This is a genomic window from Sulfitobacter guttiformis (assembly GCF_003610455.1).
Lineage (GTDB): Bacteria > Pseudomonadota > Alphaproteobacteria > Rhodobacterales > Rhodobacteraceae > Sulfitobacter > Sulfitobacter guttiformis.
Genome location: NZ_RAQK01000001.1, coordinates 1,933,434 through 1,947,228 on the forward strand (window position 1 = coordinate 1,933,434; position 13,795 = coordinate 1,947,228).

Annotated in this window: 10 protein-coding genes; 6 read left to right on the plus strand and 4 right to left on the minus strand. The window is 56.0% G+C overall.

The window, feature by feature from the left end:
* Nucleotides 1-93: 93 nt before the first annotated feature.
* Complete coding sequence (locus C8N30_RS09550; RefSeq protein WP_025064284.1) at nt 94-711, minus strand: glutathione S-transferase family protein; 618 nt, start codon at nt 709-711, stop codon at nt 94-96.
* Nucleotides 712-733: 22 nt separating this feature from the next.
* On the minus strand, nt 734-1,387 hold the full coding sequence (locus C8N30_RS09555) for a histidine phosphatase family protein (protein WP_025064285.1): 654 nt from the start codon (nt 1,385-1,387) through the stop codon (nt 734-736).
* Nucleotides 1,388-1,562: 175 nt separating this feature from the next.
* On the opposite strand from C8N30_RS09555, the gene fdhF reads away from it, so the two are divergent.
* The gene (gene fdhF, locus C8N30_RS09560) at nt 1,563-4,331 is read left to right on the plus strand and encodes a formate dehydrogenase subunit alpha (RefSeq protein WP_025064286.1); all 2,769 of its coding nucleotides are present in this window, start codon (nt 1,563-1,565) and stop codon (nt 4,329-4,331) included.
* 100 nt (nt 4,332-4,431) lie between these two features.
* Here the strand turns inward: fdhF and C8N30_RS09565 are convergent, their stop codons facing one another.
* Nucleotides 4,432-5,133 carry a response regulator transcription factor gene (locus tag C8N30_RS09565; RefSeq protein ID WP_025064287.1) on the minus strand — a complete coding sequence of 234 codons (702 nt, stop codon included), beginning with the start codon at nt 5,131-5,133 and terminating at the stop codon, nt 4,432-4,434.
* Entirely contained in the window at nt 5,130-7,034 is a 1,905-nt protein-coding gene (locus C8N30_RS09570; protein ID WP_025064288.1) for a PAS-domain containing protein, read from the minus strand. The genes C8N30_RS09565 and C8N30_RS09570 overlap by 4 nt, the downstream gene beginning before the upstream one ends.
* Nucleotides 7,035-7,270: 236 nt before the next feature.
* Here C8N30_RS09570 and C8N30_RS09575 point away from each other — a divergent pair, with 236 nt between their 5' ends.
* From C8N30_RS09575 to C8N30_RS09595, 5 genes are all read left to right on the plus strand, one after another.
* Nucleotides 7,271-9,241, plus strand: a complete 1,971-nt coding sequence (locus C8N30_RS09575) for an AMP-binding protein (RefSeq protein WP_025064289.1) — start codon at nt 7,271-7,273, stop codon at nt 9,239-9,241.
* 151 nt (nt 9,242-9,392) lie between these two features.
* Nucleotides 9,393-10,166: an ABC transporter ATP-binding protein gene (locus C8N30_RS09580; protein ID WP_409373593.1), complete on the plus strand. Its 774-nt coding sequence runs from the start codon at nt 9,393-9,395 to the stop codon at nt 10,164-10,166.
* Complete coding sequence (locus tag C8N30_RS09585) at nt 10,163-11,170, plus strand: branched-chain amino acid ABC transporter permease (RefSeq protein ID WP_025064291.1); 1,008 nt, start codon at nt 10,163-10,165, stop codon at nt 11,168-11,170. Before C8N30_RS09580 ends, C8N30_RS09585 begins: the two co-directional genes overlap by 4 nt.
* An 86-nt stretch (nt 11,171-11,256) precedes the next feature.
* Nucleotides 11,257-12,369, plus strand: a complete 1,113-nt coding sequence (locus C8N30_RS09590; RefSeq protein ID WP_025064292.1) for a branched-chain amino acid ABC transporter permease — start codon at nt 11,257-11,259, stop codon at nt 12,367-12,369.
* Nucleotides 12,370-12,442: 73 nt separating this feature from the next.
* Entirely contained in the window at nt 12,443-13,726 is a 1,284-nt protein-coding gene (locus C8N30_RS09595; RefSeq protein WP_025064293.1) for an ABC transporter substrate-binding protein, read from the plus strand.
* Nucleotides 13,727-13,795: the final 69 nt, after the last annotated feature.

Below are 13,795 nucleotides of genomic sequence, written 5' to 3' on the forward strand. Positions count from 1 at the left end.
CCGCAACGTTTAAGGCAATGTGCCGCCCCTCGGGGCGGCATTCGTTTGTTCATGACATCATCCGATCGCGGCCGCTGCTGCCTTCAGTCGGGATCAGAGCATCCCTTTAGCGCGCATTGCCTTTACACTGTCGCGCTGCTCCATCCGGTGCAGGAAAGCATCTATTTTGGGGAAGTCGGACACCGTCACGCCGTCACCCGTCAGCCAGCAGCACACTACAAACAGGTATGCATCAGCTAAGGTGAAACGCGTACCGCAGACATAATCACCGCGCAAACACTCGGTTTCGACAAAGGCTGCACAGGCCGCCATTGTTTGCGGAACCTTCGCTTTCATGTCGGCAAAGCTATCTTCATTATCGGCCCAGCGGCTGCCTCGCATTTTATGGGCGTGGGCCACATGCATGGTCGAAGCGAGATAATACATTACGCTGCGCATATGTGCTGCGTCCTCGGGGCTGTCAGGCGTAAGGTTAGCATCTGGTGCGAGGGCCGCGATATAGTCAAGAAGTGCCCCTGTTTCGGTCAATACTCTGCCATCCGCCAGAACCAGCGCAGGCACACGTCCCTTAGGATTGATGGCGAGATATTCAGGTTTTGTCTGCGCTCCTTGGGCAAAGTCGAGACGGGCAAGATCGTGGGCAAGACCTGCCTCGATCAGGGCAATTGCAGGTGCTATAGAAATGGTGCCGTTGGCATAAAAAAGCTTCATGGAGGGACCTTTCGGAGGTTGATCAGATGTTGGTGCGCGATGCGCGCCTTGTGGCGCTGTCCAGATGGGGGGTGGCGTTGAACAAAACCGGTGACAGCGTGCCGCCGATCGGGTGTAGCTGGTGCAGCGAGGTGTGGAAAATGGCGATTGCCGTCCGCGCTGTCGTCTCCACGCTGAGGTCCATTTGTTGGCCAATCACATTGGCGATTAGCCCGCCGGAGGTGACGACCAACGCGGGTCCGTCCCCTGCTGCAATCTCTGTCAGCGCGTCGCGAATGCGGGTCTGGAAATGGGCGTAAGTTTCCGGTGCGCCCTCGAGCTTCTCGTCTTTCCAGTAATTGAATACTGTGGGCAGATGCGCGATAAATCCAGCCTGCTCTGTCGGAAACGGAATGCCGTGCTGTTGCGCCAGCAGGCCGCCCAAAGTGAAATATTCAAGTTCGTTCAGGCGGGCATCGCGGGAAGGCTCTAGATCCATCGCCATGCCTTCTGCGGTTTCGATATGGCGGCGCAGAGTGCCGGTATAAAGGCGCGTATTATGCGCTTGGGTCTCGCGCAAATGCTCGCCAAGCCAGCGTGCCTGTTGATGGCCCAGATCGCTGAGGCGGTCATAGCTGACCTCGTCCTGAGCGGTGGAATTGGCCTGACCGTGGCGGATTAGGGTAATGGTGGACATGGACACTCCTGATTGTTGCGGAAGTGATAGGCGAGGTCGCGGGGCAACGAAAGGGGCGTATCGGAAACCTCATGTGCTGCGCATGGCGGAAAAGCGTGGCGTCGTGTCGGGAACGGCCTTCCCGCAAGGGCATGTCACAGATACAAGTTTTCAGAGCGATTTGGAGTATTTCGGCATGGCAGATAAGGTCACATTCACCCTTGACGGCGAAACTGTTGTAGCTGAGTCAGGTCTGACGATCTGGGAAGTGGCTAATGGTCGCGGCCTGAAAATCCCGCATTTGTGCCATAAGCCTGCACCGGGCTATCGCCCTGATGGCAATTGCCGCGCCTGCATGGTCGAGATCGAGGGGGAGCGGACACTGGCCGCCTCATGTATCCGTGAACCTGCTGACGGTATGGTCGTGGTAACAAACAACGCCCGTGCGGTGAGCGCGCGCAAAATGGTTGTTGAGTTGTTGATGGCAGATCAGCCGCAGCGCGACATTGCCCACGATAAATCCAGTCACATGTGGGACATGGCTGAGATGAACGGCATCGACGGATCGCGGTTTCCCAAACTGGCAGAGGGGCGTATTCCCCTGCTTGATGACAGTCATGTGGCAATGAGTGTCAACCTTGACGCCTGTATTTCCTGCGGGTTGTGCGTGCGGGCCTGCCGCGAGGTTCAGGTCAATGATGTGATCGGCATGTCAGGGCGCGGGCATGACAGCTACCCGACTTTCGATATGGCGGACCCGATGGGGCTGTCGTCGTGTGTGGCGTGTGGCGAATGCGTGCAGGCCTGTCCGACAGGCGCGCTTATGCCTGCTACTGTAGTCGATGAACAGCAGGTCGGGGACAGCGCCGATTTCGACCGCGAGGTCGAGAGCATTTGCCCGTTTTGCGGTGTGGGGTGCCAGATTTCGCTTAAGATAAAAAACGATAGGGTTAAATATGTTGAGGGGATCAACGGCCCCGCGAATGAGGGGCGGCTGTGCGTCAAGGGGCGGTTCGGGTTTGATTACATTCACCACGAACACCGCCTCACCAAGCCACTGATCCGTCGCGCTGATGCGCCCGCCAAGGGCTTGAACGTCGACCCAGGCAACTATCTCGATTTCTTCCGCGAGGCGTCATGGGACGAGGCGCTGGACGCAGCGGCGAACGGGCTGCGTAAAATTGACGGCAAGGGTGTCGCGGGCTTTGGCTCTGCCAAGTGCACAAACGAGGAAGCCTATCTGTTCCAGAAGATAATCCGGCAGGGTTTTGGCCATAATAACGTCGATCACTGCACGCGGTTGTGCCATGCTTCCTCCGTTTCGGCGCTGTTGGAGAACGTAGGATCAGGCGCGGTGTCTGCGACCTTCAACGAGATCGAAAACGCTGATGTGGCAATTGTGATCGGGGCCAACCCGACAGAGAACCATCCCGTCGCCGCGACCTATTTCAAGCAATTCACCAAGCGCGGCGGCAAGCTCATTGTAATGGACCCGCGTGGTCAGGCGCTCAAACGCTATTCTTCGCATATGCTGCAATTCCGGCCCGGTACGGACGTCTCGATGCTAAACGCGATCATGAATGTCATCGTTGAGGAAAAGCTCTATGATGAGCAGTATATTCAAGCCTATACCGAGAATTGGGAGGCCGAAAAGGCGCACCTGAAAGATTTTACGCCCGAGAAGATGGCTGCGATCTGTGGTATTGACTCGGAGATGCTGCGCGACGTGGCGCGGACATTTGCGGGGGCACAGTCTGCGATGATCTTCTGGGGCATGGGCGTGAGCCAACATATTCACGGAACAGATAATGCGCGTTGTTTGATAAGCCTTGCGCTGATGACGGGTCAGGTCGGGCGCCCCGGTGCGGGCCTGCATCCGCTGCGTGGCCAGAACAATGTGCAAGGGGCATCTGATGCAGGAATGATCCCGATGTTTTTGCCGGACTATCAGTCGGTGACCGATGAGGGTGTGCGCTCTGCCTTTACGGACGTATGGGAGAGTGGTGATTTCAGCGCCGAAAAAGGACTGACAGTCACCGAGATTTTGGACGCGGTGCATAGCGGTGATATCAGGGGCATGTATATCCTTGGTGAAAACCCTGCGATGTCGGACCCTGATGTAGAGCACGCCCGCGATGCGTTGGCCAAGCTCGAGCATCTGGTAGTGCAAGACATTTTCATCACCGAAACCGCGAATTTCGCCGATGTGATCCTGCCAGCGAGCGCGTTTGCCGAAAAATCGGGAACTGTGACCAACACCAATCGTCAGGTCCAGATGGGCCGTGTCGCCGTGCCACCGCCCGGTGATGCGCGTGAGGACTGGTGGATCGAGGTGGAGCTGGCCAAGAAACTGGGCCTGAACTGGAGCTATGAATCCCCTGCGGATATTTTTGCCGAGATGAAGCTTAACATGAAGTCGTTGAACAACATTACATGGGATCGCCTTGAGGCACAAAACGCGGTGACCTATCCGTCGCTTAGTCCCGAAGATCCCGGTCAGGCGATTGTTTTTACCGATGGTTTCCCGCGTGTTGGTGGCCGTGCACGCTTCACCCCTGCAAGTATCATCGCGCCTGATGATACGCCCGATGCGGAATATCCAATGATTTTGACCACGGGAAGGCAGCTTGAGCATTGGCACACCGGCTCGATGACGCGGCGCTCTAATGTGTTGGACGGATTGGAGCCGGAAGCGAATTGTTCGCTGCATCCATCCACCCTGCGCAAGCTTGGTGTGGAAGCGGGGGACTTGGTGCGTTTGACGACCAAGCGTGGCAGTATTGAAATTATGGCGCGGATGGACCGTGCTGTATCGCCTGATATGGTGTTTCTGCCCTTTGCCTATGTGGAGGCTGCGGCAAATATTCTGACCAACCCCGCAGTTGATCCATTTGGAAAAATTCCGGAGTTCAAGTTCTCGGCTGTGAAGGTCGAGGCCGTGGGCGCGGTGGTTGCTGCGCAATAACGGCGACCACTTACGGCTAGCGTTTTTGGCCCTCCCGCAGGGTGCTAAATGCAAAAACAGAGGAGGTGCCTGTGGGCACCTCTCCGCTCCACATCTTCCCCTAGATCCAGACGACATCGCCCAAAAAGATATAGCCTGCGCCGTAGATCGTTTTGATCAGTTGCGGGTTTTTGGGATCTTCGCGCAGTTTTGTGCGCAGTCGCGAAATGCGGACATCCATGGCGCGGTCAAAACTCTCTGATGCCGCACCGCCAAGGTGCTCTTGCATCTGGGCGCGGCTGATAAGGCGTTTTGGTGCATCGAGAAACAGTCGCAAGACTTCGCCCTCCGCATGGCTGAAAGGAGTTTCGATGCCGCTTTCGTCTTCAAGGACGTAGCGGTCGAAATGGGCTATCCAGTTTTTGAAGCTTGCGGTGTTGCTGGCGCGGGGACTTGGTTTCGCGCCGCGCAGGCGGGCACGGATCCGCGCGACGACTTCGGTGGGATCAAATGGTTTGGAGATATAATCATCTGCCCCAAGCTCTAGGCCCGTGACGCGGTCCTGTACCTGCGCACGCCCCGAGATGATGATGACAATCGCGCCTTGTTCGAGGGCGAGGCGGTGCACCAGCGTCAGACCGTCGGTGTCAGGCAATGAGAGATCGACCAAACATACATCAGGGGTGCGCTTTGCCAAGGCAGCCTCGAATGCAGAGGCGCGACCAAAGCTCATGGTTTCAAACCCTGCTTCCTGAAGGACATCCGACAGCAATGTGCGGATTTCTGGTTCGTCGTCTAAAATACTGACGAGGGGCTTGGTCATGGGTTCGCCTTTTGTGGAATAATGAGCGCGGCAAGGTCTTCGGCGCTAAAGGGTTTGCGTAGCACAGGAGCGTGTCGCTGCGCTTCCATAAACAGTGGAGCATCGGAGGGCAAAGAGGTCATCAATATAAGCGGCGGGCCAGCGGGTCCTAGGCGGCGGGCGAGATCGGTGCCATTGGCCTCTCCCTCCAGCTGGATATCGCTTAGAATGAGGGCAATGTCGGGCAGATCGGCCAGTAGGGCGCTTGCTTCGTCCACCGATGCCGCCTCAATCACCGAATGCCCCAAATCCATCAGCATGTCGCGCATGAGAGCGCGCAGATCATCGCGGTCCTCGACCAACAGAGCAAGGCCGGTCTCTGCGGGCACCGCGGCGCGGTAGGGTAGGCGCAGGGTTACGCGCGCGCCTGTCTCCGTATTGGCAAGGCGCAGATCGCCCCCTGCAAGTTTGGTCATGTCATAGACCATAGGCAGCCCAAGGCCCGATCCTTCGGCGCCTTTGGTCGTAAAGAACGGGTCGAGGGCATGGACCAGTGCATTTGGTGAAAAGCCTGCACCGGTATCGCTCACCTCGAACTCGAGCCAGGTACCGTGCACATGGCGCAGTGTGAGTGTGATTTCACCCGATGCGCCCATGGCATCGCGGGCGTTGAGGATCAGGTTGAGCAGACTGTCCTGCAACATGCCGCGGTCGAGTAATACGCTGCCGATGGGCGGAGTTTTGACAGTGAGTCGCATGCCCTCTGGCAATGTTGGTTCTGTCAGGGTGACCAGATCATTCATGAGTACCTGTACGTCAGTCACGGTCAGGCGCAGGCTGCGCGGGTTGGATATCCGAGAAATGGAGGTCAATAATGCCCCCCCTCTGCGGGCAGCATTCAGTGTGCCTTCGATCAGTGGGCCAGCTTCCTGCGGTAGGGCGGGCAGGCGACCAAGGCGAGATTGCAGGCCAAGAATAATAGTCAGCAGATTCGAAAAATCATGCGCAAGGCCGGAGGTAATTTGCGCGGCAAGCGCGCGGCGGCGTGTCTGTTGCAAGGTCGCACGGGTTTGGGTCTCTGCCGTGACGTCCATCGACAAGATGTAGACACCGCCTGTGCGGTCCGGCGTCAGGGCGGTGCGGATGCGACGCGAGTTGGTTTCGTCGGTAAATTCTTGCACGGCTGGCGCGCCGCCAAACGCAGTGTTGAGCGCATGGGTGAGTTTCTCATAGTTGAATGCACCAAGCACCTCACGGATTGGCAGCCCCAGAATATCGGAAGGGCGATCGGGGATGATCGCGCTCAGGCGCTGATTGGAGTAGGTGTAGTGACCTGTGGCATCGACATGGGCGATGTGGGCGGGCATCATTTCGGTCGTCAGACGCGCGCGGGCCTCGGCGGCGGTCAATTGGCGCTTTGTCTCCTCCAGCGTGGTAATCATCGCAGCGCGCTCACGGTTGGTCTGGCTCAGCGCCTCCGTATGGGCGAGGACCTGATCGCTGAGTGCGTCCGAGCGGGCGCGCAAAAGTGCTTCTTGTGCTTTTGTTGCGGAAATATCGGTGTAGACGGTGACCCACCCACCATCCGGCAGCGGCGAGCCCTCGACGCTGATAGTGCGGCCATTGGCGCGGGTGCGCTCCATGTAATGTGGCTCAAACGCTTTTGCCTGACTGATGCGTTCGGTCACGAAGCCGGACACGTCTGCGACTTCGCCGTATTCGCCGCTCTGGGCGAGATGGGTAATTGTGTCATGGAAGGTGGCCCCTGGTGTAACGAGGGCATCGGGGAGGTTGAACATGGTCTGGAATGGTGCATTGCACACTACTAGACGCAGATCGCGGTCATAGATGGTCAGTGCCTGCGCGATGAGGTTCAGGCCGGCCATGGTCATGGATTTTGTTTGATCGGTTGTCAGAGCCATGGCGCAGTTTGCATCCGCGCGGCGGGGTGTCAAAGGGGGAGTTCGCGGCGGCGCCGGTTCACATGTAATTTAGAGGGCGGTGAAGTGATATTTTGCGATGCTGGTAACAATTGGTAAGGTTTGAGAAAACATCACGAATAAGTTGAAGTCGACGGTACGAATGCCATGCTACTTTAATACTGAATCGCGCAAACGCGGTCTGCCTGTCGCAATGATAGGATCTGGGAGGATACATTTTGGCTTTGATTGAATGCCCCGCGGGGCAACCCGCGTCCGTTCCTGCATTGCTGGACCGCAATGCAAAGATGTTTGCGGATGCGCCTGCCTACCGCGAGAAAGAATATGGTATCTGGCAGAGCTGGACCTGGAGCGAGACCCGTGATGAGGTCGAGGCACTGGCGCTGGGGTTTCTGGAGCTTGGACTGAATGAAGGTGATTTCGTTGCCATCATCGGTCGGAACCGGCCCTATCTCTATTGGGCAATGATGGCAGCCGAGAAATGCGGTGCAGTTCCCGTGCCTTTGTATCAGGACGCCAACGCAGAAGAGATGGCTTATGTGATGAGTCATTGCGGTGCGCGGTTTGCGATCGTTGGTGATCAGGAGCAGGTCGACAAGATTTTTGAAGTGCGCGACCAATTGCCTGAATTCGAGCGTATCATATATCTCGATCCGCGTGGTTTGCGTAAGTACGACCATGATGTGCTGGACCAATATGCGGCAGTACAAGATATGGGCCGTGCTAACCGCGAAAAGCACAAGGCAGAGCTGGACGCACGGCAGGCCAAGCTGGACTATGACAGTACCGGCGTAATGCTTTATACATCTGGCACGACCGGAAAACCCAAGGGCGTGGTGCTGAGCAATCGTAACATCATTGAGACGGCCAAATCGTCATCCGAATTTGATAAGCTTCGCCAATCCGACGACATTCTGGCCTATCTGCCGATGGCATGGGTCGGTGACTTTATTTTTTCGGTAGGGCAGGCGCTGTGGACAGGGTTTTGTACGAATTGTCCGGAAAGTGCGGAAACCATGCATGTGGATCTGCGCGAAATCGGGCCAACTTACTATTTCGCGCCACCGCGGGTTTTCGAGACGCAGCTTACCAATGTGATGATCCGCATGGAGGATGCGAGCCGGTTCAAGAAAAAGCTTTTTGATTACTACATGGGTGTAGCGCGCAAAGTCGGGGCAGATATTCTTGATGGTAAAGAAGTCGGCCTGATTGACCGGCTAAATTACCGCATGGGCGAGGCCTTCATTTATGGTCCGCTCAAAAATACCTTGGGGTTCAGCCGTGTGCGTGTGGGATATACCGCAGGTGAGGCAATCGGGCCGGAGATTTTCGATTTTTACCGAAGCTTGGGGATTAACCTCAAGCAGCTGTACGGCCAGACGGAAGCGACTGTGTTTATCACTGCGCAGCCCGATGGTCAGGTGCGCAGTGACACGGTGGGTGTGACCTGCCCCGGTGTGGAGCTGAAAATTGCCGATAATGGAGAGGTGTTCTATCGCTCGCCAGGGGTGTTCGTAGAGTATTACAAGAACGCGCAGAGCACGGCAGATACCAAGGATTCCGAGGGCTGGGTCGCCACGGGAGATGCCGGATTTATCGAGCCTGACACAGGGCATTTACGGATTATCGACCGTGCAAAAGACGTGGGCAAAATGGCCAGCGGCACCTTGTTTGCGCCCAAGTATGTCGAGAATAAGCTCAAGTTTTTCCCTAACATTCTGGAGGCAGTTGTTTTTGGCAACGGCAAGGAAGAGTGCACTGCCTTTATTAACATCGACCTGACGGCGGTAGGCAATTGGGCGGAGCGCAATAACATCGGATATGCCTCCTATCAGGAACTGGCGCGTCACCCACAAGTGATGCAGCAAATTCAGGAGCATGTGGAAGCTGTCAACGCATCTGTGGCCGAAGACGAGATGCTGTCAGGCTGTCAGCTGCACCGTTTTGTTGTGCTGCACAAAGAGCTGGACGCGGATGACGGAGAGCTGACGCGGACACGCAAGGTACGCCGCCGGATCATCGAAGAGAAATATGCAGATATCATTGCAGCGCTTTATGACGGGTCTACGCAGGTGAGCACCGAGACGGAAGTCACCTATGAAGACGGGCGCAAGGGCAGCATCAAAGCAACGCTGGAAGTGCGGTCGGCAAAAATATTTGCGGATAACCGCAAGATGGCGGCGGAATGATGTCTGTGCGACGCCCGCGTACCGCGACGCCCCGCCCGCCATCCCGTGAGAGCATGAGTTTATTTGGAAAATTGAAGATGGGGGCATTCGCGTGAAAGATAACGCCGAGAGCTACGTCACGACGGACGGGCGCACGATTGGTCCCGTGGTTATGGAAATGAAGAACATCACCTTGCGGTTTGGCGGGGTGGAAGCGATCAAGGATATCTCCTTCGATATCCGCGAGGGAGAGATCCGGGCAATTATTGGGCCTAATGGTGCAGGGAAGTCCTCGATGCTCAATGTGATATCGGGCTTTTACGTCCCTCAGGAGGGGGAGGTCTGGTACAAGGGCGCGCGTCGCCCCCCCATGAAGCCCTATGAGGTTGCCCAGCAGGGGATCGCGCGGACATTTCAGAACATTGCATTGTTCGAAGGGATGTCTGTGCTCGACAACGTCATGACGGGGCGTTTGACCCATATGAAGACGGGAATGCTGTCCCAGATGATCTGGCGGGGGGCTGCAGAGCGTGAAGAGGTTGCAAACCGTGAAGTGGCCGAACGGATTATCGACTTCCTTGAAATTCAGGCGATCCGAAAGACGCCTGTGGCGCGGCTGCCTTATGGGTTGAAAAAGCGGGTCGAGCTGGCGCGGGCACTTGCCGCCGAGCCTTCAATCCTGCTGCTTGACGAGCCGATGGCTGGAATGAATGTCGAGGAAAAAGAGGATATGAGCCGCTTTATTTTGGACGTGAATGATGAATTCGGCACCACGATTGCGCTGATCGAGCATGACATGGGTGTTGTGATGGACCTGAGCGACCGTGTGGTGGTGATGGATTACGGCAAGAAGATTGGTGATGGCACTCCGCATGAAGTGCGCAACAATCAGGCAGTGATCGACGCCTATCTGGGTGTAGCCCATGACGAGGAGGACGCGACATGAACGAGCAGCTTGCATTTACGATCGAGGTTTTTGCCAACGGGCTGATGGCGGGTGTTTTGTATGCGCTGGTCGCCCTCGGATTTGTGTTGATCTACAAAGCGTCGGGGATTTTCAACTATGCACAAGGTGTTATGGCGCTGTTTGCGGCGATGACATTGGTCGGAATCCAGAACGGGCAGGTGCCATTTGCGCATCTCATCAACGCAATGTTCGGGCTGGACGTGCACAAATTCGGATGGACAGTGCATTCGTTTGTCGCAATTTTGCTGACCGTAGCTGTCATGGTTGTACTTGCCTGGGCGGTGCAGAGGTTTGTATTCCGGCATCTGGTGGGCCAAGAGCCGATCATTCTGTTCATGGCGACCATCGGCTTGGCATATTTCCTCGAAGGGGTGGCGGATTTGATGTGGGGGTCCGAGCTCAAAGCGCTGGACGTCTGTGCAGCGCCTGGCGCGTGTTTGCCGCAGGGTATGAACATGTGGCTGGAAGGGACCACCTACGAGGCGCTGGGCTATGGCTTTTTCATCGACAACCTCGATATCGTAGCGAGCATTATTGCGGCCATCCTTGTGGTGGGTCTGGTCATGTTTGCGCAGTACACCAAGCAGGGGCGCGCGATGCGGGCGGTTGCGGATGACCATCAGGCGGCATTGTCAGTTGGGGTGTCTTTGAACTTTATCTGGATTTTGGTCTGGTCGCTGGCAGGATTTGTGGCCCTTGTCGCGGGGATCATGTGGGGCGCGAAGTCTGGTGTTCAGTTCTCGCTCTCGCTGATCGCTTTGAAGGCGCTTCCAGTGTTAATGTTAGGTGGATTTACGTCGATCCCGGGGGCCATCGTGGGTGGCTTGATCATCGGTGTGGGTGAGAAGTTGTTCGAATTCCTGATCGGTGCGCCGTTCCTTGGTGGGGCGACGGAGAACTGGTTTGCCTACATGCTGGCGCTGTTGTTCCTGGTGTTCCGTCCGCAAGGCTTGTTCGGGGAGAAGATCATTGAGCGTGTATGAGTTTGAGAGAGCGGTGCGCAGTGAATGCGCACCCCACAGATGCGCCGTAGGGTGCGCATTCACTGCGCACCAAAGGAGAGACCTAAATGTTCTATCGTGAAGCAGGCGATTTCAGTACGACCTATCCGCAGGACCAGCAGACGTTCCCGATCAAGTTCGACCGCTACCGCTACTATGTGGTTCTGTTCATCGCCATTTTTGTCGTGCCATTTTTGCTCAACGACTATTGGGTAAACTCGCTGCTGCTACCGTTTTTAATCTATGCGATTGCGGCGCTGGGGTTGAACATTCTTGTTGGATACTGCGGACAGGTATCACTTGGAACCGGTGGTTTCATGGCCGTTGGGGCATATAGCTGCTATAAGTTCATGACCGGTGTGGACATCTGGTGGGGCGGTGAATTGCTGTTTCGGTTGCCAGAGTTCAATATCTTTTTCAGCGTCATTATGGGCGGTGTGATGACTGCACTTGTCGGCGTGCTATTCGGCCTGCCCAGCCTGCGGATCAAAGGCTTCTACCTCGCCGTGGCGACGCTGGCCGCGCAGTTCTTCCTTGTTTGGTTGTTTAACCGTGTTTCGTGGTTTTACAATTATTCGGCCTCTGGCCAGATCAGCGCACCGGAGCGGGATTTGTTCGGCATTTTGATTACCGGACCTTCGACTACCCCTTGGGCGGCTTATTTATTCTGCCTCTTTTTCACGATCATTTGTGCGCTAATTGCGCGCAATCTGACGCGGGGCGCATCAGGGCGCAAGTGGATGGCAATTCGCGATATGGATATCGCTGCCGAAATCATCGGAGTGAATCCGCTGCGCGCCAAGTTGACGGCGTTTATGGTTTCCTCCTTCTTTATCGGCATCTCCGGCGCGCTGTTTTTCTCCGTCTATCTTGGCGCTGTGGAAGTAGGCGAAGCTTTTGGCATCCAAAAATCGTTTCTGGTTTTGTTCATGGTTATCATCGGAGGTCTGGGCAGTATTTTCGGGTCTTTCGCAGGTGCCGCGTTTCTGGTGCTTTTGCCGGTGGTATTGAAGGTTGTCGGTGTCGACTGGTTAGGTTGGCCTACGGATATCGTCGCGCATTTGCAGCTTGTCATCGTAGGGCTCCTGATCATTGTGTTCCTGATCGCCGAGCCGCATGGCATTGCCCAACTGTGGCGCGTGGCAAAAGAGAAATTGAGATTGTGGCCTTTCCCGCATTGACGGGGAGCTACGACAAGAAGGCGGGTTCTCCCCGCCCAACGACACCAACAACAATCCTTGGGAGGAAATGAAAATGAAAATGAAACTGACTTCAATGGCTGTAGCAGGCCTGATGGCGGCAAGTCCCGTTCTTGCGGATCTTGTATTCCCGTCGATGTCATACCGGACCGGCCCTTATGCGGCGGGCGGTATCCCGTTTGCGGACGGGTATGCGGATTACTTCACCATGCTGAACGCCCGTGATGGCGGTATTGGCGGCGTAATGACCTCGGTTCCCGAGTGCGAGACAGCCTATAATACCGAGAAGGGTGTCGAATGCTACGAATCGCTGAAAGGCGGCGGCGGTCTGGTGTATCAGCCCCTTTCGACCGGCATCACCTATCAGTTGATCCCGAAAACGACAGTTGATGATATTCCGATGCACACGATGGGCTATGGCCGTACGTCTGCGAAGAACGGCGAAGTGTTCACTCATACATTCAACTATCCGGCCAACTACTGGGATGGTGCGTCTGGTGCGATCAACTATTTGCTGGCCGAGAACGGTGGCGATCTTAACGGTAAGAAAATCAGCCTCGTGTATCACAACTCCGCCTATGGCAAGGAGCCCATTCGCACGCTGACCGACCTTGCTGCCAAACACGGTTTCGAGTTTACTGAAGTGCCGGTCGATCACCCCGGTCAGGAACAAAAGTCCCAATGGCTGCAAATTCGCCGTGACAAGCCTGACTATGTGATCATGTACGGTTGGGGCGTGATGAACCAAGTAGCGATTCAGGAAGCGGTCAACATCCGGTTCCCGATGGAAAATTTCATCGGTGTCTGGTGGTCGGGTTCCGAGAATGACGTTCTAGCAGCAGGCGCAGGCGCAAATGGATACAAAGCGCTTACCTTCCACGGTGTTGGTAAAGACTTCCCCGTATTTGCCGACATCCAGACACATGTTGTCGATGCAGGTAAAGCGGCGGGTGCAGGCGACCAGATCGGCACCGTGCTCTATAACCGCGGTCTCTATGCTGCGATGCTGGCGGCCGAAGCTGCAAAGACAGCTCAGGAAATCCACGGCGTAGCACAGATCAATGCGTCCCAGATGCGTGATGGTATGGCGGCGCTCGAGATAACCGAAGAAAAGATGGCCGCACTTGGTCTGCCTAACTTCGGTCCTTCGTTCAAAGTATCATGCGACAACCACGGTGGTGACGGCATGGTTGGCGTGACCCAGTGGGATGCAACAGCCAAGACATGGACGCTGATCTCGGATTTTGCCGAGACAGACAAGGAACTGATCGACGGTCTGATTGCCGAAGATTCCGCTGCCTATGCCGCGGAAAACAACATCACGCCCGAGTGTAAGTAACTCCGGCCTGCTCTGGCCGCTGCCTGTGCGGCGGCCAGAGACACATAAGAATTCATGAAGGGACCAAGG

Coding starts and splice junctions, on each gene's coding strand:
- C8N30_RS09550 (WP_025064284.1), bottom strand. CDS start 711: ATGAAGCTTTTTTATGCCAACGGCACCATTTCTATAGCACCTGCAATT.
- C8N30_RS09555 (WP_025064285.1), bottom strand. CDS start 1,387: ATGTCCACCATTACCCTAATCCGCCACGGTCAGGCCAATTCCACCGCT.
- fdhF (WP_025064286.1), top strand. CDS start 1,563: ATGGCAGATAAGGTCACATTCACCCTTGACGGCGAAACTGTTGTAGCT.
- C8N30_RS09565 (WP_025064287.1), bottom strand. CDS start 5,133: ATGACCAAGCCCCTCGTCAGTATTTTAGACGACGAACCAGAAATCCGC.
- C8N30_RS09570 (WP_025064288.1), bottom strand. CDS start 7,034: ATGGCTCTGACAACCGATCAAACAAAATCCATGACCATGGCCGGCCTG.
- C8N30_RS09580 (WP_409373593.1), top strand. CDS start 9,393: ATGGAAATGAAGAACATCACCTTGCGGTTTGGCGGGGTGGAAGCGATC.
- C8N30_RS09585 (WP_025064291.1), top strand. CDS start 10,163: ATGAACGAGCAGCTTGCATTTACGATCGAGGTTTTTGCCAACGGGCTG.
- C8N30_RS09590 (WP_025064292.1), top strand. CDS start 11,257: ATGTTCTATCGTGAAGCAGGCGATTTCAGTACGACCTATCCGCAGGAC.
- C8N30_RS09595 (WP_025064293.1), top strand. CDS start 12,443: ATGAAAATGAAACTGACTTCAATGGCTGTAGCAGGCCTGATGGCGGCA.